The sequence below is a fragment of the Coleofasciculus sp. G3-WIS-01 genome (assembly GCF_040223135.1).
Lineage (GTDB): Bacteria > Cyanobacteriota > Cyanobacteriia > Cyanobacteriales > Coleofasciculaceae > Coleofasciculus.
Genome location: NZ_JAVJZI010000048.1, coordinates 59842 through 82288 on the forward strand (window position 1 = coordinate 59842; position 22447 = coordinate 82288).

Sequence of the window (22447 nt, forward strand, 5' to 3'; positions counted from 1 at the left end):
TATGCAAGGTTATCGGTTTTCCCCGATCATGATGTAGAGACGCGCCATGGCGCGTCTCTACACAATGGTCAGGTCACCGACTATTCTATCCCTTCAATCCGATCCTCAACCTCCTGATACAACTCCCGCAACATCTGCAGATTACTCTCACTCGTCTCCCAATACCCGCGTCCATTCACTTCCAACAAAGTGGACACCACCTTGCGGAAGGAATGGGGGTTCAAATTCATCAACCGCTTCCGCATTTCTTCATCCTGGATAAACGTCTCATTGGCTTCCTCATATACCCAGTTATCCACCGCGCCAGCCGTTGCACTCCAACCCATAGTATTAACTAACCGCTTCGAGAGTTCTCGCACGCCTTCATAGCCGTGACTCAGCATTCCCTCATACCATTTCGGGTTGAGTAGCTTCGTCCGCGCATCTAAACGCACCGTCTCCGATAACGTCCGCACCTGGGCGTTTGCTGTCGTCGTATCGGCGATATAAGATGCAGGCGTCTTACCATCTTGACGCAGGGTTGATACCACCTTCGTCGGATCAGAATCAAAATAGTGAGACACATCCGTCAAACTAATCTCCGAAGAATCCAGATTCTGGAACGTCGCCTCCGCTGTTTTCAACGACGACTCGAAAATCTGGCGATTCTGTTCCATCGTTCCCGGATTATCTGCACTAAAGGCAAAGGATTTCCGCGTCAGGTACATATCCTGTAACTCGGATTCGCTTTCCCAAGTGCTATTCTCCACCGCCAGGTTCACATTCGCTGCATAAGAACCCGACGCATTGGAGAACACCCGCGTCGCCGCTTGGCGCAGATTAATTCCCATATCCGCCGCCTGTTGCATCGCGTGTTTGCGGACAAAGTTCATTTCCTCGGGTTCATCCGCCTCAGCCGCCATTTTCACAGCTTGATCCAACAGATTCATCTGGTTGATAAACAAATCCCGGAATACCCCAGAACAGTTAATCACCACATCAATTCGGGGACGCCCCAACTCTTCCAGGGAAATCAATTCTAATTTATTTACTCGTCCCAACGCATCGGGAACCGGCTTCACCCCAACCATCCACATAATTTGTGCCAGGGATTCCCCATAAGTCTTGATATTATCCGTTCCCCAGAGAACACAGGCAATGGTTTCGGGCCAATTCCCGCCATTTTCCGCCCGATGTCGCGCCAATAAGCGGTCTACGACAATTTTTGCCGATTTTACTGCTGCTGTGGTGGGGATGGATTGGGGGTCAAGGGCGTGGATATTCTTGCCGGTGGGTAATACATCCGGGTTGCGGATGGGATCACCGCCAGGTCCGGGAAGCACATATTCCCCTTCCAACGCTTTCAGCATCGCGCCGAGTTCGTTATCGGCGACAATTTGCTGGAGACAAAATTCCAGATACTCAAATAGGGGTTTAATTGCATCCGAGTCAACTTGACAGTACCCCGCATCAATTAATGCTTCTATCCAAGGGGTGCGCTTCCGCATATTAAAGAAATTCAGACTCGTCACCTTGGACACCCGCCCCTCTGCATCGGTTTGGGCTTGAACTAACGCCGCTACAGCTTTGCGAGTGGCTTGGGTGATGTCTTGGAGTAACTGCACATCCGCTAAGACACCTCGGTCATTATTTTGATAAATCTCGTCGATATCCCGGTTAAGGCTGTTGGCGATAATCCCCGGTAGACTCTGGATCTCTTCCTCTGGACGATCCAAACTAGCAATATTAACCAAAGTCGCCATCGCTTCCTCAGCCGTGGGCGGTTTACCAATCACATGCAACCCACAGGGTAACAGCCGAGACTCAATCTCCATCAGCTTTTTGTACACTAACCCCACCAGGGTATCCCGTTCTTCTGAGTTCAGTTCACTGGCGTCTTTTTCCGGTAAGGCGATATCTTTATCCAGATTCACCAAGCGGCATTTATCCATAATTGTGTTCACAATTGGAATACCGCGTCCGGTGTCTTTTAGGGTTTGATAAGACCCAATTAATTCACTCAGTTCCTTCAACCCTTTATATAACCCTGCATTCTCCGCCGGGGGGGTCAGGTAGGAAATGGTTTCGGCGTAACTGCGACGCTTGGCAATTGTCGCTTCACTGGGATTATTCGCCGCGTAATAGTAGAGATTGGGAATCGAACCAATTAAATTATCCGGGTAACAATCCCCGGACATCCCCATCTGCTTACCGGGCATAAATTCTAAGGACCCGTGAGTCCCGAAATGCAGTACCGCATCCGCTTGCCAGAGATGTTCTAAATAGGTGTAGTAAGCGGCAAATCCGTGGTGAGGGCTGGCGGAACGGGAAAACAGCAGCCGCATTGGGTCGCCTTCATAGCCGAACGTGGGCTGCACGCCAATAAATACGTTACCGAATTGCTTACCATAAATGAGTAAGTTTTGTCCATCACTATTTAAATGTCCTGGTGGAGGACCCCAGTTTTCTTCTAAACGGGTGGAGTAGGGGGTAAACCGTTCATACTCCATCACTGACATGCGGTAGGCAATATTCAGTTCGGGACTGGCATACTGTGCCTGGGCGTCATGGATGACTTCTTGCATCAGGGCTTCGGCGGATTCGGGTAAGTCTTCCACGTCGTAGCCGTTATGCTTCAGGGCTTCCATGACTTTATAAATCGACCCGAAGACATCCAGATAGGCGGCGGTGCCCACATTTCCCTTATCCGGCGGGAAACTAAATACGGTAATCGCCACCTTCTTATCCAGTTTCGGCTTACGGCGCAGGCTTGCCCATTTCAGTGCCCGCTTTGCCACGGCTTCAATCCGATCCTGAAGTGCGATCGCTTTCCCGGTGGTGCCATCTCGTCCGGATAATATAATCGGTTCGATCGCGCCATCAAGTTCTGGAATGGCAATTTGCAGGGCTACCTGAATCGGGTGTAGTCCCAAATCACTTCCTTCCCACTCTTCTGTGGTTTGGAAGACTAAGGGTAATGCCACCATATAGGGACGATTCAGCCGTTTTAAGGAGTCGATCGCCTTGGGATGATCTTGTCGCGCCGGACCCCCAACTAGGGCAAATCCAGTCAGAGACACCACCGCATCCACCAGAGTTACATTGGCTTGTCCCTTACTCGTGGGCGTGTCATAGAAAAAGGCATCCACGGGTTTGGAGAAATCTAGTCCCCCAGCAAATACGGGCAGAACTCGTGCGCCCATGGCTTCTAGTTCCTGTACCATTGCCACATAATGGGCATCATCCCCGGTGACGAGGTGAGTGCGTTGCAGGACTAAACCGACACAGGGGGCGAAGGGGTCTTTTAAATCTTCGGAGATATCGTCGCGATTGTTATACCAGGTGAGATACTCTTTGACATCCTCAAACATCTTCGTAGACAGGGGATGCCAAAGTCCCATGTCTGGGTAAACCACCGGATCTTTAAATTCTAGGGTTCTTCCCTTAAGCACATATTTATCTGCCAGCATTAACAGGAAGTTTTCCAGATTCTGGGAGGAACCCCCTAACCAATACTGGAACGAAAGCATAAAGTTCCGGGCATCCTGCGCCTTATCGATGGGCATATATTTCAGGACTTTGGGCAGCGTCTGCAATAGCTTCAGCATGCCATCTTGGAAGGATGAGCCTGACTTTTCTTTACGCTTCTTCATGAACTGGGCGATCGCACTCTTGGATTGACCCAGTTGTGCCATGGAGAAGCTGCCTAATTTGTTCAGGCGCATTACCTGCGGCATAGAGGGGAATACCACCGCCGCATCCAAGCGATCGCGATGGGGTTGGACGGCGGCGACAACCTTATCCGCTAAGTCTTCGATAAAGATTAGAGAGGCGATAAAGATATTCGCTTGGGCAATATCCTGCTGAAATGCCTCATAGTTTTGGGGGTCCCGGAGTTCTTCGATTAAGTAGCCACTGATTTCAATGGCGATATCCGGCTGATTTTGATTAATTGAATGGACAGCCGCCGATAAAGCACTTTGGTATTGTGGCTCTAGCACGACATAGACCACCTTCAGTACGTGACGATTCTTGGGGTCATCGGGGGTGATGTGACGAATGGTGGACTTGACGTGAGTGAACATGCGGTTCTAGCTCCTTTTGATCCTTGTTCTCTTCTCATTAGTAGGGTTCCAGGGAAGGTTAGCTTGGCTTCCGCTTGGAACAATCGGCTTGGCGTTACAGTTAGGGCAACTTTAGTGGTTTTACCAGAAAATGCTGACCCATGCAGCGTTTTAGCCCTCGTTTGACACAATTCGATAGGAAGTTGCTCAATTTACTTTACATTTATTTACATTCATAGAAGTGGTTGCTCTAAATATTATTCACAAAACTTTACTTTTAAATCAATCGGGGCAAAATTACACTCAGTGTCATATAGTTACTGGGGTGCATGTAGACACATAATATTGGCAATTCTGGTAGACAGGCATAAAAGGACACAGACTCTCCAGGTTTGGAGAACTATTATAAGTTTTATTGATAAGTCGAACGTATTTACGTTATTACCAGACGTTACTAGGTGAGCCAAATTACAATAAATAGTTATATGGCTAAATTAAAATAAGTTAATGTAAGTTAATTCTCAATCCAGCAGCGCTTTCTGGAATTTGTTACGTTAAATTTACAACTTAATAAGTGTTTAATTATTTGTTACCTATAGGTCAACCTGCCTTGTTGGGGTAACGCTAGTTCTTGTAAGCAGCTACTGGGTTTATACCCATTTAAAACTTAGTCAGGGCGGGTTTAGTTGCTTTGGGGTGAGGTCAAAAATGGTAATCGTGAAACCCGCCCCTACATAAAACATTTTCTAGTGAGGCATTGATAATCTCGGTACAATTACCTGATTTGTCTCTACATCCATCAATACGCCACCATAAGCCTTATTTTCTCGCCATCCGCCTCTACTATCTGTTGTACCCAATGCCGTAATGCTTTTTGTTAAAAATTATTTCAAAGCCGTGTGAATTGAATAATCTATTGCCTCACTCCTCCCTGAATAAATAACATCAGGGTTAAACTGCCTTGGATCGAAGCTCAAGACACAAAAATCTCTAATCATCTTAAGATGAATGGCACTGACTCGCATGCTGGTGGGCAATGCCCACCCTACGGTATATTAAAGGTTTCGGCGATCCCTAACAACTTATTTTAGTGCCATTGGTCTTAAGATGACTGAATCGGAATTGTCGTCTACTCATCATGGACTTGAGTGCTTGGCGGCTGTCGGGGCTTACTGAAAATGGTGCAAGATGTGAGATTGATCCAAAATAGTCCAAGCGACCAACTACGCCGTAAGATCGAAAGCATGATCTATCAACCACCGCGCCCAACTATCCCCGATTGTACCTGGCAACGTCCGATTGGACAGGGCTGGGAGAATCCCTATACTGTACGCTATGCCAGTAATCTGGATGATGGACCCTGGCATGGTATGCCCCTTGGTGGATTTGGCGCAGGTTGTTTGGGGCGCTCTTCACGAGGCGACTTTAATCTATGGCATCTGGATGGGGGAGAACATACATTCAAACCTCTGCCAGCTTGTCAGTTTAGCGTCTTTGAACAGCCAGAAAACCAAGACGCCCAAGCTTATGCCCTTTGTACCGAACCCCCAGAGGATGGTAGTCTGGGCAAATGGCAATGGTATCCCACGTCGCCTAATGTAGAGACGCGCCATGGCGCGTCTCTACGAACGGGAACCTATCACGCCCTTTATCCCCGGAGTTGGTTTGTCTACGAGAATGTGTTTCAAACCGAATTAACCTGCCAACAGTTTTCCCCGATTTGGGCAGATTGTTATCAAGAAAGCAGTTATCCGGTGGCGGTGTTTGAATGGAGTGCCCATAATCCCACAGATCAGCCGATTATTTTAAGTATTATGCTCACCTGGCAGAATATGGTGGGCTGGTTTACCAATGCGATTAAGCATCCCCAGGTTCAGGTAAGGGATGATGGGAGTCCGGTTTACGAGTATCAACCGCGTTGGGGAAATAGCACCGGGAATTATAATCAATGGATTGTGGATAATTTCCGGGTGGGTTGTCTGTTAGACCGAGTTAGGCTGCGGGATGAGATTGAGGAAGGCGAAGGACAACTCTGTTTTGCCACGGTGACGAATCCAAGTCAGGAGGTATTCTATCACTGTCGCTGGAATCCCACAGGCGATGGAGCAGACGTGTGGAATACCTTTGCCAGTGACGGGAGTCTCAGCGATGTGCAAGACGAAACGCCTGCTGAACCCGGAGAACAAATTGCTGGCGCGATCGCGGTACGGGTAAGACTGCGCCCAGGTAGAACCCGCAAAATCCCATTTATCCTCGCCTGGGATTTCCCGGTGACTGAGTTTTCGGCTGGGGTTAAATATTACCGCCGTTATACGGATTTCTTTGGACGTACCGGGAATAATGCCTGGTCAATGGTTCGCACCGCCCTTAAACATTCTGACCTTTGGCAAGAACGAATTTCATCTTGGCAAAACCCTATTTTACAGCGTCAAGATTTACCCAATTGGTTCAAAATGGCTCTGTTTAATGAGCTCTATTTATTATCGGCTGGGGGGACAATTTGGAGTGCCGCCGATGAAGGTGATCCGGTGGGTCAGTTCGGGGTTTTGGAATCCTTAGATTATCGTTGGTACGAAAGTTTAGATGTGCGGCTTTATGGGTCTTTTGCCCTAGCGATGTTGTGGTCGCGATTGGATAAAGCGGTACTGGAAGCCTTTGCCCGGGCGATTCCCACGAGTGATGATACGCCTCGGATTATTGGATACAACAAAGCCACAGCGATTCGCAAAGCCGCCAATGCGACACCTCACGATTTAGGCGCACCCAATGAACATCCTTGGGAAAAAACAAACTATACCAGTTATCAAGATTGTAATCAATGGAAAGATTTACCCTGTGATTTTGTCTTGCAGGTGTATCGGACGTTTGTGTTTACGGGGTCGAAGGATATTGAATTTTTAGCCGAATGTTGGTCAGCAATTGTTAGGGCGCTGGCGTATCTGAAAACCTTTGATCACGATGGTGATGGGATTCCGGAAAACTCAGGCGCACCGGATCAAACCTTTGATGATTGGCAGTTGCAGGGAGTCAGCGCGTACTGTGGTGGGTTATGGTTAGCCGCCTTAGAAGCTGGAAGCGCGATCGCACAAATTCTCCTGGACAACTACACCCTAGTTTTTTCAATTGATCTGCCTGATCCGGAGTCGATTCAACAAACCCTGAACGACTATCAGAAATGGTTGCAACAGGCGAAACCGATTTATCACCAAAAACTCTGGAATGGTCAATATTATCGCCTGGATAGCGAAAGTGATTCTGATGTGGTGATGGCAGATCAACTCTGTGGTCAGTTCTATGCCCAATTACTAGGATTGCCGGATATTGTTCCCCCAGAATGCACCCAGTCAGCGTTGAAAACTGTTTATGAATCGTGTTTTTTAAAGTTCCATAATGCCCAATTTGGTGCAGCGAATGGGGTAAAACCCGACGGTTCTCCCGAACATCCAGATGCAATTCATCCCCTAGAAGTGTGGACAGGGATTAATTTTGGCATAGCCGCATTTTTAATTCAATTGGGAATGAAGGATGAAGCCTTAAAAGTGACAGAATCAGTGGTGCGACAGGTGTATGAGAATGGATTACAATTCCGCACCCCGGAAGCGATTACGAGCGTTGGCACATTTCGGGCAGGTCATTATCTGCGGGCAATGGCAATTTGGGCAGTTTATTTAACTGTAGAGACGTAGCATGCTACGTCTCTACAAAATCCTGTAATCCGCTACAATAAGCGTCATGCCATCATCAAAGACAACTGCCAACGCCTCCAGCCAATTTCTCAAACGCCAAGCCGCGTCGCTGCTGCTGTATCAATCCGTTCTCCATAACGACGTGGGACAAGCTTTTATCCATACGTTGCAAACCTTAAGCAAGGGTGAAGCCGAGCAAACGGCTTGCTTGGTGGCTTATGGTAGCTGGTTCAAAATTTTAGCCGCCCACGGAGAAAGCTGGCAAGATTATCTGATTCGGCAGATTCTCCAGGATGATAATCCCTTTTCTGTGCAAGTGCAACGGGTAGCCCTGCAAGATTTACCAGAAGCCCTAGTCATAGCGGCAAAACAGGATTTACGCGCCTTGTACCATCTGTATCAATGCAGCGCCGAACAGCTAAGTCGGTGGGTGCAAAAAGCCTCTCAGTTAGAATTACAGCCTGTTTCGTGGAATCTGGAAACAGTAAAGCCCACATTTCTACACCAACATAGTGATTGGACAGAATCTCTAGAAGAATTAGCCACCCACTATCGGCAACATGGTACCGGGTTATTTGCCAAATATCATGCCCTGTGTTGGCAGTCGGGTCAATTAGTTGGTATCGCCCGCCCTGATCCGATTGAGTTAACTCAATTGGTGGGATATGAGTCTCAACAAGCTGCATTAGTTAAAAATACAGAATTTTTACTCGCGGGTTATCCGGCTTTACATGTCTTACTTTATGGCAGTCGTGGTTCAGGTAAGTCGTCATTAGTCAAGGGTTTATTACAAAAGTATAAGCATCAGGGACTGCGGTTGATTGAAGTGGCTAAATCTGACTTAAAAGAACTAGCTATGATTGTGGAGCAATTGCGAGACGTACCACAGAGGTTTATCATCTTTGTGGATGACCTCTCCTTTGAAGAAGATGATGATGCGTTTAAGGCATTAAAAGTCGTCTTAGAAGGAAGTGTCACCGCCCGTCCCCCAAATGTAGTCGTTTATGCAACCTCCAATCGACGCCACTTGGTACGGGAATTTTTTGCCGATCGCCCTCGTCCCAGCGATAATGATGAAATCCATGCCTGGGATACCTTACAGGAAAAATTATCCTTTAGCGATCGCTTCGGCTTAACCTTAACCTTTGAACCAGCAAACCAAGACACTTATCTCAACATCGTCTATCATTTAGCCCAGCAAGCAGACATACAATTACCACAAAATGACTTAAAATCCCGTGCAATTCAGTGGGCAACCCGCCACAATGGACCTTCTGGGCGCAGCGCCCGCCAGTTTGTTGATTTTCTCAGCGCTGATTTAGGGATTCATCCTGTGAATGATAAATTATGAGTTCACTAATTTCTGACCAAGGATGTAGCTTACTTATCGCTGCGCCAGTATGACAAATAACGAATGACGAATGACAAATGACCCATGAACCAACTTGTTAATCAAATGCTTCTTGGTACAGTTGCTTTTACCGTCAGCGTGGGTGTGGGATTATTCATTAACCCCAACAAAGCCTTGGTTAATGGAGTCGTTACCGTTGTGGCAAGTTATACTGGCGTTATTGTAGCGGATCGGCGACGCCTCCAAGGAGAAAAACAGCGCAAAAACGCTTTACTCAATCAAATCCAAGAATTTGAGGAAGAAGAAAGCCTACTGTATGAATCACTGATGCAGGGAAGGGAAACGCAACACCAACTCGAAGCCAGCATTAATGCTTTACAAACTGAACGGAGTCAGCTTCTGAGTCGCGTGTCTGAATTGCATAATCAACGAAATACCCTGTATCAGGAAATCAGTGAAGTTCAACAGCACAAACAGCAGCACCTAGAGGAGATAGATACCCTGCGATCGCAAATTCAGCAGCTAGAGAAACACCAAAGTGAACTCAATCAATCCCTCTGGGCAAAAACTGCCCAAATTCAGCCAGCGGAAACTCGCTTAAATCACTTACATTCTGAACTAGAACAGCTTCAAACCGAAATTGCTGATAAACTCCATCAACACGAACATCTTCATCAAGACTTAGCTGAACTCGAACGCCGTAAGCAATACTTAGGTGGAGAAGCTTACGACTTACATACCCAAATTCAGGCATTAAAGCAGCGTTTAGAGCAACTGAATCAAGCATTCTTGTCCTTACGCATACAGCAACAGCGGGTTCAGGAAAATCTAACTCCGCTAAAATCGGAACTGGATCAAATGCAGCAGCAACTTACAGAAAAGCATCAGCAACAAAAGCAACTGAATCAAGACTTGGCACGATTAGAACAGCTTAAACAGCAGTTAGAATTCGATTCTGCCGCTCTGCAACAGCAAATGCAAACCCTACGAGTGCAGAATTTAACATCAACTGAAACGGCTTTGCCCATAGTTGAACGTAATTTATCCCTAATCTTACCTCAAAAATGGTTAAATTTACTGGCATTCGTTCAACAGCTTAACGAAAATGATCTAATGGCATTTAAAGCAATTTTGGCGGAAGATAAAGCAGCTTTGAATCAACTTTATCAGCACAAAAAGATAACATTACAGGCTTCAATTAAGTCTCTTAATGAAAAGTCTATATTCGTACTCGGAAATCCTCTGTTTTTCAGCGATAGTACCTCTGTTATTCCTCAAATCCATAAAGACTATAGGTCTGTCTTCAAAGAACCAACATCTATTTATTTTCAAAACTTAATTGGACTGAATTATCGACAAATACAATCTGACATCGTATCAACAAGATTTGCTACACCTCATAAACCTGTAGAGACCTAGCCTGCTACGTCTCTACACAAAATTTGTCAGGTTATTTTTTCTGGTTTATATAATTTTAACCTCAATACTGCTCAATCCAATTTACTGAATCTCTCATATCGGCAAAATCCAATCAAGCCTCACTTACTTCATAAACAAGCCATTGAATCATATCACTAATCGTTCTTGTCATATTTCGTTACAAAGCGGTAGACTGGAGTTCAACAGTTACAATTCCACCGATTATGCTTCAGGCATTATTATTTGATTTAGACGGCACCTTAGCGGATACTGACCCTATCCATTTTCAGACGTGGAAAGATGTCTTGCGCGAGTATGGCTTAGAGTTTGATCACGCCTTCTACCAAACCCATTTTAGCGGTCGCCTTAATTCTGCGATTGTCAAGGATTTATTACCCCATCTGTCTTTAGAAGCAGGAGAACAGTTAGGGAATGATAAAGAAGCAGAATATCGCAGACGTGCTGCAAAACAACTGAAGCCTTTAGTTGGATTGCTAGACTCTAGAATATTGTCGATTTCCTCAAGTGGAAATGCTAAAACTGAAGCTTGCCAAAAACTTACTGAGCTAATCAGAGAGAACGATATAAAATTCAATAAGTTTAATCGAATAAAATTAATTTTGTGTAGCATAATAACACCGAAAATTAAACGGGATAAAAATATAGCAAATCTTAAGTATATATATCCTGAAAATCTAGTTTAATTTAAATATAAACATCGGACTTGGGTATAATCACTTAAGGATTAGGTAAATCGGGATTGTCAGCACGTAGATACCTAATTATATTTACAAACGCACCTTTTGCTCCTATTTATCCAGTCCCTCAATTACTTTGTGAGCGCAATATACAATGAGTTTTCCAGATATTATTGTTATTGGTAGTGGTATCGGCGGTCTAAGTTGCGCCGCAATGCTTTCTCGCTATGGCTTTGATGTAACAGTCTGTGAAAGCCACTCGATTCCGGGTGGGGCTGCACACAGTTTTATCCGCAATGGTTATACCTTTGATTCGGGTCCTTCGCTATACTCTGGCTTATCCTACAGTCCTTCCCCGAACCCCCTGCGTCAAGTTCTGGATGCGATTGGTGAGGAACTCCCCTGTCTGACTTATGATACCTGGGGATGCTGTTTACCAGAGGGGGATTTTGACACCTCGGTGGGGGCGTCGCAATTTAGTGACGTACTCGCCAAGCTGCGCGGGAATCAGGCGGTGGCTGAATGGCGTTCATTACAACAGGTAATGACACCGTTGGGACAAGCTGCGATCGCAATTCCCCCAGCGGCGGTACGCTGGGATTTGGGGGTAGCGTTGACGGTGGGGCGATTTGCGCCGTCGATGTTGCAACATGGGCTTGCGGTCATGAAGCTGACGGGACCCTTTAGCCAGATTATGGATGATGTGGTGTTTGACCCCTTCTTACGCAACTGGTTAAATCTACTCTGTTTCCTGCTATCTGGACTTCCGGCGAATGGAACAAGTGCAGCCGAGATGGCGTTTATGTTTGCTGACTGGTATCAACCAGGTGTTGTCTTAGATTATCCCGTGGGGGGAAGTGGCGCACTCGTGGAAGCCTTAATAGGGGGGCTGAAAAAACACGGGGGTCAACTGAGGCTAAATGCTCATATCGAGCAAGTTTTGGTAGAGAATAATCGGGCGGTTGGTGTGCGATTGCGCGGGGGTGAGGAAATCCGGGCGCGTCAGGGGGTTGTATCCAATGCCTCGGTTTGGGATACGCTGAAACTGATACCCGACGATGCGGTTCCCAAATCATTTCGCCAATCTCGACAAGCTACACCCACTTGTGAGAGTTTCATGCATCTGCATCTGGGGATTGACGCCCAGGGATTACGTTCAGATTTAGCCTGTCACCATATTGTGGTCAACGATTGGGATAAAGGGGTGACGGCGTCGCAAAATGTGGTGTTGATCTCAATTCCTTCGATTCTTGACCCCTCCCTGGCGCCACCCGGAAAGCATCTGATTCATCTGTATACACCGGGGAATGAACCATACAGACTTTGGCAGGGACTTGATCGCCGTAGTGATACTTATTTACAGCAAAAGCAGGTGCGATCGCAAGTGATGTGGCAAGCCTTAGAGCGAATTATACCCGATGTGCGATCGCGGTGTGATCTGACGCTAGTGGGTACACCGTTAACCCATGAACGTTTTTTGCGACGGTATCGGGGTTCTTATGGACCGGCGATTCAGGCAGGGGTGGGTTTCTTTCCGGGAGTGGGTACACCTCTACCGGGATTATACTGCTGTGGCGATTCCACGTTTCCTGGAATTGGTTTACCCGCAGTGGCGGCGAGTGGGATGATTGCGGCGAATACCCTTGCACCTGTACAGAAGCATTTAGATATGTTGAGGGAGATTGGTTGTATTAGATGTTAGTCTTTATGGCTAGCAGCAAATGACCCATATACAGATGTCACTCAACCCACGCTCGGAACGGTTGCCGCAGCCGTATTGATTCTCGGAAGATAACTGCTACAGCATTCAACATACGCAGATGTTCTTCATTAACATATTCGTCTGGAACTTCTTCTGTGGCTTTTGGAACCAAGGGATCTGCTAGTTCGAGCTTGCGCCCTAATTCCTCCATGAATACGAGCAAAGATTCAAGATCTTCGGCTGAGGCATAGATATAGTCATACTCATTGTTGTCTGCTGCCCACGAATACCCATCCAGTTTCTCCGCCTTGTCTAGATCTAGGCGTTCAGCAAAATTCAAGATTAGGTTCCAGTGTTCTTTCGGTATGCGAACCCAACGCTCGTCATGCCATGGAGAATTGTCAATTGGCAGCGGATCAGTATCCTCGCCAGGTGCAACGAATACTTGCCATTGTCTACTTCTATCCATTGCTTTGTCTCAGTAATCTCGTTAAGTTTTATTCTAGAATCAGAGCCTAAGTTCAGAGATATTTTTGCATAAGTTGAACAACTTTGGCGAGCAACTGCGGCTCTGTAACACGAAGTTGAAGTCCCTGACTTGCCTCTGGTCCTGGAGTAAGTGACGTTACCGTGATTGTATCCACCATTACTTTACTCAAATATTTAGCTCGAAAACTGCCGAGGGATTCTTCACCTAGATTTGATATAACTTTTGCGCCTGCAATATTCACGTAGGCACTATTTTTACCAAAGTTATTCTGTGCGTAACTAACGATATCAGGTGGGGTTAAAGGCATATTTACAAAGTGATCGAGAAGCTTTCTATCTTGTTTGGGTTTATACTGTTTAGGTTTTAACTTGGCGCTTACTATCTCTTGCACACCAGATGAACCTAGTATTAAAAAGTCTAGTTCCGGTCCTCTTCCTCCAATAGTATTTCCAGAAGCATCTACGAATTGTATATAAGCGTTTTTCACTACAGTCAAACCACCTTCTGCGGCTAGTTGCTCGATTCCAGGCGCTCCAGCCGCCTCTACGACATCACCGCTTTTATTTACTTTTCCGGCTCTAATAAAGCCCTCAGGGTCAGCCAAAAACTTTGCTTTAGTACCCGGCTTTTCTTTGTCCTTTTGATTGATTTGCCCACTGAAATCTTTAGCTACTGCGTCCAACTCCTGAAGTTCTTTCAAAGTAAATAGTACTCCGGGAGGACCATCTAGTGTAGGGTTAATTGTCGCATGAACATGGTAAACTCCTTTCTTTTCCTTAACAAGATTGAGAGATTTCAGTTCGTACTTGCTCTGGATTCCGGTCAGTTTCTTTTCGACTGATTGAACCGATGCTCCCGGAGCAACCATCAGTTGCTGCACCTCATTGACAGCTGCATCTAATCTTGCCTTCTTTTCCGGATCTGTTCCATCCTCGGCTTTACCCTTCTTATCCTTGCCAAACCCAAGTTTCTTACCAATCTTCTTGGCAAACTTCACCGCTTGAGAAATCAGCCAATCAATTGCCTTATCAATCGGCTCTTTCACCTTCTGAATAATTTCCTGAATCTTCTTACTAATACCACCTAAGCCCAACAGACTCGCCATGAAGCTAATCACCACAGGTAGCGCCTTAGACAAAGCATTCTCAATCAACTTCGCGGCTCCACCCAGCGCCCCATTTGCAATTGCTGTCACCGACTCCATTACCGCGTTCACCAACTCGACAATCTGGCTACCGCGCTCAATGAAGAACATGATGATGTCGTAAATCATCTTGCAGGCTTTGACAAACGCTGAAGCTGGGTTCAACAAGCTAATCACCCACACCACACCCTGTTTAATCACACTCTCAATCACAAAATTCTGGATGGTATCAATTACCATCACTTTCAGGTCACCAATCTTATCCTGAATGAACTGCCACAGACCCGCTAATCCTTCATTCTTCAAGATAACGAAGACTTCAAAGGTCTTTTCCAACCCATTGAACATCTTCTCTCCGTTCTTACCCAGAGCCTTTATTGTCCGTGACTTAATTGAGTCATAGGCTAACCCTAGCACCTGCATCACTAAGGTAAAGATGCCTTTGAGGTCAAAGGTTTCTGGCATTTGAATACCAGCTTTTGCCATCGTACCCGTCAGCCAACCCAGTAGCCCTTTCTGGAGATGTTCCCAAATATTGCCGACAAAGCTTTCAAACCCTTGCTTAATCCCAGAAACCAAATTCCCCAAAAACTCAATCGGGTCTAAAATAATCTTGTCAATTGCACCAGCCGCTTTTGCCAAGACACCCATCAACATATCTTTCAGTTGCATGATGGTCTGAACGGTTCCCACGATGGCATCTTTTGCCTTATCTTTTAAACCTTTATTTTCTTCTTTCCGTTTCTCAATGTCGGCATCAAGCTCTTGCAGGTTATCACGATATTTCTGTGCCAGCGAGTCAATTAACTCATCTTGCTTACTATTAACACTTTCTTCTAACTGATCAAACTTACCTTGAATATTCTGTGCGGCTTCCTGTCCTACTTTCCGGATATTATCCGGCAAATCGGCAACAAATTCCTGGATTTTCTGCTTGCCTTCAGCAATTTTTTGTTTTGCCTCATTCAGTTTTTGGGCAACAAAATTAGCAATGTCAGTCAGTGTGCCATCCATTGACTTGAGATACCGTTCTCGCCCATCGACAAAGAATTGATTGACCTCTGGTGGCAACCCATGCCAACTATCACTAACTCTCTCATCCCATCCAGTTACGTCATACCATTCACCATAGCGCTCATCCTCCCACGCCTCCATTTTCTGGTCAACGTAATTCTCAAATATCTGCTTGGCAGTTGCAGCTCCTGCATCAAACTTCTTGGTAACCTCTGTATCTATGTTACTAAGAACGTCTTCAACCTTTTTCTTCGTATCTTGGTAGATACCATTAATATGGTTAGCAATTTTAGTCCGTTCCTGGGTATCCTTGCCCTGAGTTTCATCTTGAAGACCTATCACCTGATTCAACAGTTGTGAACGCTCACCATGCATTCCCTGGAGCTGGGTTTGGCTAGTCGTTTGTGCTTCCGCTCCAGCTTTATTGATAGTGGCTTTTTCATCCCGACTATAGGTTTGTGGGGCTTCTTTAGCGTGGGTTTGTGCTTCTGTCTTCGCACTTAGCGCTTCCACAAACTGTGGTTCATTTGATTTTTCCAGTGTCTCTTCCGGGACTTTCGCCTTACCTAACTCGTCATCTAGTTCTTGACTATTTGCCTCAAACGATGCGGATACTTCAGCATCAGGTTTCGGTTTAGGTGCGGCTTTCTCCCCATTAATATCAGTTGGCGCAGCTCCCGCTTCTGGCGGCTGCATTGGCGTGACAGGTTTCGGTTCAACACCACTGGTGTCAGGGGCGGCTTTGGTTTTCTCCTCAATGGGACCTGCTGCTTTTTTTTCCTCGTCAGTTACCTGTGAGGAGACATCCTGCTTCACAGAATCAAGCTGATTACTCTCCTTGAATTTTTTGGCGTCTTCTTCGTTATCAGGAATAATTGCGCCAATTTTTTCCATCAGCTTTGCCTTGAAAGCTTGGGCATTAAATGCTCCCGGCTGCTGCTGATTCATTTCCCCAACTTGTTTGTCTTGCGCCTTACTCTCTACTTCGTTACCCGGAGGTTCAGCTGAGTCTTGGGCTTCTTTGGATTCAGCCTCGGCGGGGTCATGTTGTTTTTCTTTGTCGGCGACTCCCTTTGCCTTATTTACCACTCCCTTAAATGCGGGGTCTTCTTCTGGGGAACGTGGGGATGTTGCTCCCCCGCCGCCTGGGGTAGCTGATGCCCCACCTGCTCCAGCCGCTTGTTGGTTTCCGCCTTGTGTTGCAGGGGCTTTATCTGCCTCTTCTGGAATGGCTGGTGCTGCTGCACCCCCACCTTCATTAGCTACTTGGGGAGTAGCTGGAGCCATGTCACCACCTGATTCTGGCGCGGCTGACGCTGGTGCGGGAGTGGGTGGTGCTGGCTGGGGTTTATTCTCTTTTTCTGTTTGTTCTTGAGGATTTTCTCGGCGTTGGATTTTCAGTTGTGCTGGAAAACCGGATATCAGGCGTTCTTTTGCCTGTAGCTTATTTCCCTTTGTCCCGACTTGGCTATCAGTTTTCGCCTGAACTTGACTGCCATTTTGCTGAACAACATGAGTTAATTCATGTGCCAATAATTCCTGTCCTGGCTGATTATCGGGTTGATATTCTCCCTGTTTAAAGAAGATATCTGTACCTGTGGTAAATGCCTTGGCTTGGATTGACTCATTCAGTTTATTCGACTTACTATCGGTGTGAACCTGAACTTGACTAAAATCCGCCCCGAACGCCTGCTCCATAGGCTGGCGTTGTCGGCTGATTCGCAACATCACTGGATTTTGACGGACTCGGATTGGCAACAGTTGTGGGGTTTGGAGCTTTAATCGGAATGTTGTGAGATTTGTAACCTAACTGGGAGATTTGATCAGCTTGTTGTTTGAGCTGTAGTTTTTCCTTTTGCGATAAAGGTGGTGGTAATGCTTTAACACGACGCCTCTGTATCTTGAAGGGATTCGGCACAGGTGTCGAATTGGGCTTAATAAAGCCTTTTTTCCAGAGGTGTTCGTGAGAAGACATTGCCGACTGCCTCAATGATGGCGATGATTCTGCTTCAGAATCCCTTTATTTTATCCGCTTACGGCTGAAAATAAACTCAATTGTGATCAAATTTATACTGTCAACTGAATAAGTTTTGTTAAACCAACTGGAATTAGTACACATATACCATAACTATAAAAAACGGAGTAAAAACAGTAACTTCAACAAGTTATGGTTGGTTTGGCGATAGAATCACCCTTACTAAACTTCCTGCAATTTCTGGAAACCTTGAATATTTGGCAATGGTTCTAACGCCGTACTGATGGGAGAGTATTGGCAATAACAGACGACAATTGCATCAAAATCACTGTTGGGGGATTGTGTCTTGTACTCTTCAACCCTGGTTACTTCCCAATCTCCGATGCGGCTGTGGGTGCTAGCATCTGGGAATTGTTTTTGGGCGAACTTGTCAATCCGGTGGTATTCCCTCAAGCGATAACCTGGTTCAGGAATCGGTTTACTCGAAGAGTCAAAGTGTTCGGCTAGGATATCTGTGATAGCTCCCGTATGGGCAAGTATACGGTTTTCAGCGCCTTCTTCCTCACTCCAGTCAGCACGAAAGATGATGTATTTTCTGCCCATGGTTAATCCTCCAGGTAATTAGGAAATTCCGTTTTGCGCTCAAACACACAATCATATTTGAGTGTATTATCTCCAGTCCGTTCGATTCGCAGCAACGTCCAGCCGTATTTCTTTTCCATCTTGTAACATTTGCCGCGTTTGGTTACCGCATGGCGAGAATCAGGTTGTTCGCTGCGATCGCGTGAGGCTCCGGTCATCTGTTGTGTCCAATGTTAAGATAGATTTCCGAGATCATACAAGATTAGCATCGAGCAGTTCCCTACTATGTCCCCTGAGCAGTCCCAACCCGAACGCCAAAACACTCTGGAAGAAATTCGTGCTACCCGTTTGGAAAAAGTCCAACAGCTTAAAGCGTTGGGAATCGATCCCTATGCTTATCGCTGGGAGCCTACCCATCATGCGGCTGAATTGCAAGAGAAATTCGCGGATCTAGGGAATGGTGAAGAGGTTGATTTTGAAGTCGCGATCGCAGGTCGTATTCTAGCGCGTCGTGTCTTTGGCAAGTTGGCATTCTTCAATCTCCAAGACGAAACTGGAACGATTCAACTTTATCTAGACAAAAAGCGGATTACGGCAACAATGACTGATCTGCCAAATCCCTTCAACAATCTCAAGCAATTCACAGACATTGGGGACATTTTAGGCGTAAAGGGGACAATCAAGCGCACAGATAAAGGTGAACTCTCCGTCTATGTCAATGAATATGCTATCCTGACCAAATCTCTATTACCCTTACCCGATAAGTGGCATGGTCTCACCGATACAGAAAAGCGCTATCGCCAGCGTTATGTTGACTTGATGGTGAATCCCACTGTTCGGGAAACCTTCCGCCGCCGTGCCAAAATTACTGCTGCCATTCGTCGCTATTTAGAGGATCGCGGCTTTATCGAAATTGAAACCCCTGTCTTTAGTACAGAAGCCGGTGGTGCAGAAGCCCGTCCTTTTATCACCTATCACAATACCCTAGAGATGGAGTTGTACCTGCGAATTGCCACAGAACTCCACCTAAAGCGGTTAATTGTCGGCGGATTTGAAAAGGTATTTGAGTTGGGGCGAATTTTCCGGAACGAGGGAATTTCCACGCGCCACAATCCGGAATTTACCTCAATTGAGGTGTACCAGGCTTACGCCGACTACAACGATATGATGACGTTGACGGAAAATTTAATTACCACCGTCACTCAAGATAGTTTGACAACTCTGGAAATTACTTATCAAGGTGAGAAGATTGACTTTACACCGCCTTGGCGTCGAGTCACGATGCATGAGTTGGTGCAAGAGGTGACGGGTTTAGATTTTAATCAATTTCAGACATTAGATGAGGCAAAAGTTGCGGCTCAAAAGGTGGGAATTGAAGGAGTAGAAGACTGTCCATCACTGGGGAAACTCCTCAACGAATGCTTCGAGCAAAAATGTGAAGAAACTCTGATTCAGCCCACATTTATCCTTGACTTTCCTATAGAAATTTCTCCCCTAGCTAAACCTCACCGTTCTAAGCCGGGATTAGTGGAACGCTTTGAGTTATTTATTGCTGGGCGAGAAACGGCTAATAGCTTTTCTGAATTAACTGATCCGATTGATCAACGGGAACGCTTAGAAGCACAAGCCGCACGAAAAGCCGCTGGAGACTTGGAAGCGCAAGGGGTTGATGAAGACTTTCTCGCCGCTTTAGAGTACGGAATGCCACCGACAGGGGGGTTAGGAATTGGCATTGATCGCTTGGTGATGCTATTAACGGATTCGGCAAGTATTCGAGATGTGATTGCGTTTCCGTTGCTTAAGAGTAGCAGCCGCGATGGTTCTCCTGCACCCTGAGTGATATCATGTCCGGTGGAATAACTTATGAAGAGATGGATTGTCTTCAAAACTGAATCAGCTTCATCCAAGGGGTGGAAGGAGCGCAAGTTGCAACCTGCGGGACACTTAACCCGGATGCTGGCTGAGTATTTGGATTGCTCTGATAAAGCGTTGCCAGAACCAGGCGATCGTCCGCGTGAGTTTGCTCGATTTGAAGAGTCGGTTGATCCAAACTTCCCCGATGCTAGCACTCATGTTAGTTGGTCTGACTGGGAAGTGAGCCGAGTTGAGCGGTAAACTTTAACTCTTTACTATTTGACTGCTCATTGGTGAGTGCAATGGCACTAAAGGCGCAGCGTCAAAAAATTTGTAAGTCTGATAGCAATCTACAACTATTGATCAGAATGCACACATCTCACCTCTATGAAACAGATTTTTATGGCTGGACTCAAGAGCAGGCGGCGCTGCTCAAAGCTCAGCAATGGGAGCAATTAGACACGGTTAACCTGATTGAGGAAATTGAATCGTTGGGTAGAAAAGAGCGACAAGAGCTGAGGAATAGATTAGGACTGTTGTTAGGACATCTACTGAAATGGCAATTTCAACCTGACAAACGCAGCAATAGTTGGTTGAGCACTATTCGAGAACAACGGGTTCAGATTAGGTTACTTTTGCAGGATAGTCCTAGTTTAAAGTCTTATCTCGATGAGGTTTTCCTCGCTGCTTACGAACTCGGCTTAGCTTTGGCGATTCGAGAGACTCAGTTGGGCGAACAGGTTTTTCCAGAGGAATGTCCCTACACTCCAGAGCAAGTTATGAATCCGAAATTCCTACCAGAATCGAATCAGATGGATGCTTAAGGGATGCGATCGCTGTTTGGTTGTGCCAACGGTATCTGAAACCCAGTGCCGCAATGCTCTGCTAAAGTTGGGGAAAAGCCTACCGAACTAGATGCTCCGAAGGGGGCGATCATGACTGTAACGACTAAGAAGCTAACCTTTGAAGAGTATCTGACCTACTCAGACGGGACTGATACCCGCCATGAGTTGGTGAACGGGGAATTAGTAGCAATGAGTATTGGCACCGGGCAACATGGAGAAATCATTGACTTTCTCTATCGGCAAATCGATGCTGAGATCGGGCGTAGCGGACGCGACTGGATTGTTAGACCCGTGGCGATTGGTGTGCGATCGCCTCGTGCTGGCAAGTGGGATACCTCTCGCATTCCCGATTTGACTATTATTCCTAGCCTGCAGTGGCGCGAATTAAGAACCCGCGAGGCTGTTATTGAACTCAACGAACCTCCTCCGATTTTAGTGATAGAAGTCGTTAGCGAATCGACAAAGACCGCCGATTATCGGGCTAAGCGGGTTGAGTACAACGTTTTAAACATTCCAGAATACTGGGTCGTTGACCCACTGACATCAAAGGTGACGATATTTACCCTGGTTGAGGAACTGTATGAGGGGGTGGAGTTCGCTGGTGCTGAGCAGATTGTTTCAGGCACTTTCCCAGAGTTGACTCTGACAGTCGAGCAGATTATTTGGGCTGGAGTGATTCCTAGCGCTGAAGAAAATTAGTGAAAGGCGATATATCTAATTGCCAGTGATTTCTACAAGCCTTTCGCCCGATCGCAACAGTTCGAGAGCATCTGGCAAAGTGGCAGTGAGGATTTCTTTAAGCCGTGCATTAGACGTATTGCCACAAGTCAGCCAAATCACCTGTGGAGGTGAACCATATCGTTCAACTAATTCGACAAAATCTCTATCTTTGGTCATCACAACTACCCCCTGAGCCTTCGCCGCCTCAAAAATTTCACGATCCTCTGCGTCTCTCAACCCAAGATCGCGCACACCTATAGTTGTTATACCGAAGGTAGCAGTAATCCAAGCAGCAATAGCAGGCGGCAGTTGGGCATTGAGCCAGATAATCATGCCGCAAGCACTGGATGATCGACTTTACGTGCTGCATAGAGTAAAGCTGCCTTGAGATCGTCCATCTCAAGGTCTGGCATTTCTTCTAAGATTTGCTCAAAGCTTAAACGAGCAGCGAGTAAATCTAATACATCCGACACCCTGATTCTCATCCCACGGATGCAAGGACGACCACCACACTGCTTGGGATTGACTGTAATTCTGTCAAGCAAACTGGACACTTGTACCTACGCTAACAAGACTACATCAAACTTTTACCCCTATAGTCTATACCTGTGTTTACGCAAATGTCCTTTAGATATGGGTGCGATCGCTCTTTGGTCGTGCCAAGGGCATCTGAAATCAAGTTCCGCAATGCTCTGCTGAAGCTGCGCTACAGCTTCGGTAAGCTGTAGCCCTCGAACAAATGGCGGACAAATGGAACTATGATGGTATGGGACAAGCTTCTACTCTGCTTGCATCCATCCCTCAATAATTCCTACCAAAACGTTAACCACCGGGTTATCGACCGCCTCTTTAAATGCTTCAGTACCTCCTGATTTGAGAGCAGCAATCACTCGCGCTTTCAGCGTGGGATTATCAATGGATAAT

18 protein-coding genes are annotated in these 22447 nt (G+C 46.3%); 9 read left to right on the plus strand and 9 right to left on the minus strand.

Annotated elements, in window-relative coordinates; genetic code table 11:
* Positions 1–80 precede the first annotated feature (80 nt).
* Together RIM23_RS05110 and RIM23_RS05115 are read right to left on the minus strand one after the other, a co-directional pair.
* On the minus strand, positions 81–4064 hold the full coding sequence (locus RIM23_RS05110) for a magnesium chelatase subunit H (RefSeq protein ID WP_446365033.1): 3984 nt from the start codon (positions 4062–4064) through the stop codon (positions 81–83).
* A gap of 725 nt (positions 4065–4789) precedes the next feature.
* Positions 4790–4912 carry a DUF4915 domain-containing protein gene (locus RIM23_RS05115; RefSeq protein WP_446365065.1) on the minus strand — a complete coding sequence of 41 codons (123 nt, stop codon included), beginning with the start codon at positions 4910–4912 and terminating at the stop codon, positions 4790–4792.
* Between the two features lie 375 nt (positions 4913–5287).
* On the opposite strand from RIM23_RS05115, the gene RIM23_RS05120 reads away from it, so the two are divergent.
* From RIM23_RS05120 to RIM23_RS05140, 5 genes are all read left to right on the plus strand, one after another.
* Positions 5288–7729 (plus strand): GH116 family glycosyl hydrolase, encoded by a 2442-nt coding sequence (locus RIM23_RS05120; RefSeq protein ID WP_446365035.1) that lies wholly within the window; start codon positions 5288–5290, stop codon positions 7727–7729.
* 46 nt (positions 7730–7775) lie between these two features.
* Positions 7776–9080, plus strand: coding sequence for an ATP-binding protein (locus RIM23_RS05125; protein WP_446365037.1), 1305 nt, complete (start codon positions 7776–7778; stop codon positions 9078–9080).
* 84 nt (positions 9081–9164) lie between these two features.
* Positions 9165–10499, plus strand: a complete 1335-nt coding sequence (locus RIM23_RS05130) for a hypothetical protein (RefSeq protein ID WP_446365039.1) — start codon at positions 9165–9167, stop codon at positions 10497–10499.
* A gap of 224 nt (positions 10500–10723) precedes the next feature.
* Positions 10724–11203 carry an HAD family hydrolase gene (locus RIM23_RS05135; RefSeq protein ID WP_446365041.1) on the plus strand — a complete coding sequence of 160 codons (480 nt, stop codon included), beginning with the start codon at positions 10724–10726 and terminating at the stop codon, positions 11201–11203.
* A 148-nt stretch (positions 11204–11351) separates the two neighbouring features.
* Entirely contained in the window at positions 11352–12899 is a 1548-nt protein-coding gene (locus RIM23_RS05140) for a phytoene desaturase family protein (RefSeq protein WP_446365043.1), read from the plus strand.
* Between the two features lie 37 nt (positions 12900–12936).
* On the opposite strand, the gene RIM23_RS05145 is transcribed toward RIM23_RS05140, so the two are convergent.
* The 5 genes from RIM23_RS05145 to RIM23_RS05165 form a co-directional block, all read right to left on the minus strand.
* Positions 12937–13368 (minus strand): hypothetical protein, encoded by a 432-nt coding sequence (locus tag RIM23_RS05145; protein ID WP_446365045.1) that lies wholly within the window; start codon positions 13366–13368, stop codon positions 12937–12939.
* Between the two features lie 52 nt (positions 13369–13420).
* Positions 13421–17245 carry an eCIS core domain-containing protein gene (locus RIM23_RS05150; protein WP_446365047.1) on the minus strand — a complete coding sequence of 1275 codons (3825 nt, stop codon included), beginning with the start codon at positions 17243–17245 and terminating at the stop codon, positions 13421–13423.
* On the minus strand, positions 17217–17522 hold the full coding sequence (locus tag RIM23_RS05155) for a hypothetical protein (RefSeq protein WP_446365049.1): 306 nt from the start codon (positions 17520–17522) through the stop codon (positions 17217–17219). Before RIM23_RS05155 ends, RIM23_RS05150 begins: the two co-directional genes overlap by 29 nt.
* 222 nt (positions 17523–17744) lie before the next feature.
* Positions 17745–18125, minus strand: coding sequence for a hypothetical protein (locus tag RIM23_RS05160; RefSeq protein ID WP_446365051.1), 381 nt, complete (start codon positions 18123–18125; stop codon positions 17745–17747).
* 2 nt (positions 18126–18127) lie between these two features.
* Complete coding sequence (locus RIM23_RS05165; RefSeq protein WP_446338476.1) at positions 18128–18322, minus strand: hypothetical protein; 195 nt, start codon at positions 18320–18322, stop codon at positions 18128–18130.
* A 67-nt stretch (positions 18323–18389) separates the two neighbouring features.
* Here RIM23_RS05165 and lysS point away from each other — a divergent pair, with 67 nt between their 5' ends.
* From lysS to RIM23_RS05185, 4 genes are all read left to right on the plus strand, one after another.
* On the plus strand, positions 18390–19940 hold the full coding sequence (gene lysS, locus RIM23_RS05170) for a lysine--tRNA ligase (RefSeq protein ID WP_446365053.1): 1551 nt from the start codon (positions 18390–18392) through the stop codon (positions 19938–19940).
* 27 nt (positions 19941–19967) lie between these two features.
* On the plus strand, positions 19968–20219 hold the full coding sequence (locus tag RIM23_RS05175) for a hypothetical protein (RefSeq protein ID WP_446365055.1): 252 nt from the start codon (positions 19968–19970) through the stop codon (positions 20217–20219).
* 107 nt (positions 20220–20326) lie between these two features.
* Entirely contained in the window at positions 20327–20782 is a 456-nt protein-coding gene (locus RIM23_RS05180) for a DUF29 domain-containing protein (protein WP_446356293.1), read from the plus strand.
* A gap of 111 nt (positions 20783–20893) precedes the next feature.
* Positions 20894–21502 (plus strand): Uma2 family endonuclease, encoded by a 609-nt coding sequence (locus RIM23_RS05185; protein WP_446365057.1) that lies wholly within the window; start codon positions 20894–20896, stop codon positions 21500–21502.
* A gap of 15 nt (positions 21503–21517) precedes the next feature.
* Here RIM23_RS05185 and RIM23_RS05190 read toward each other — a convergent pair whose 3' ends face one another.
* A complete protein-coding gene (locus RIM23_RS05190; protein ID WP_446365059.1) occupies positions 21518–21856 on the minus strand; it encodes a DUF5615 family PIN-like protein in 339 nt (112 codons plus the stop codon).
* Positions 21853–22077, minus strand: coding sequence for a DUF433 domain-containing protein (locus RIM23_RS05195; protein WP_446365061.1), 225 nt, complete (start codon positions 22075–22077; stop codon positions 21853–21855). The genes RIM23_RS05190 and RIM23_RS05195 overlap by 4 nt, the downstream gene beginning before the upstream one ends.
* Positions 22078–22447 lie beyond the last annotated feature (370 nt).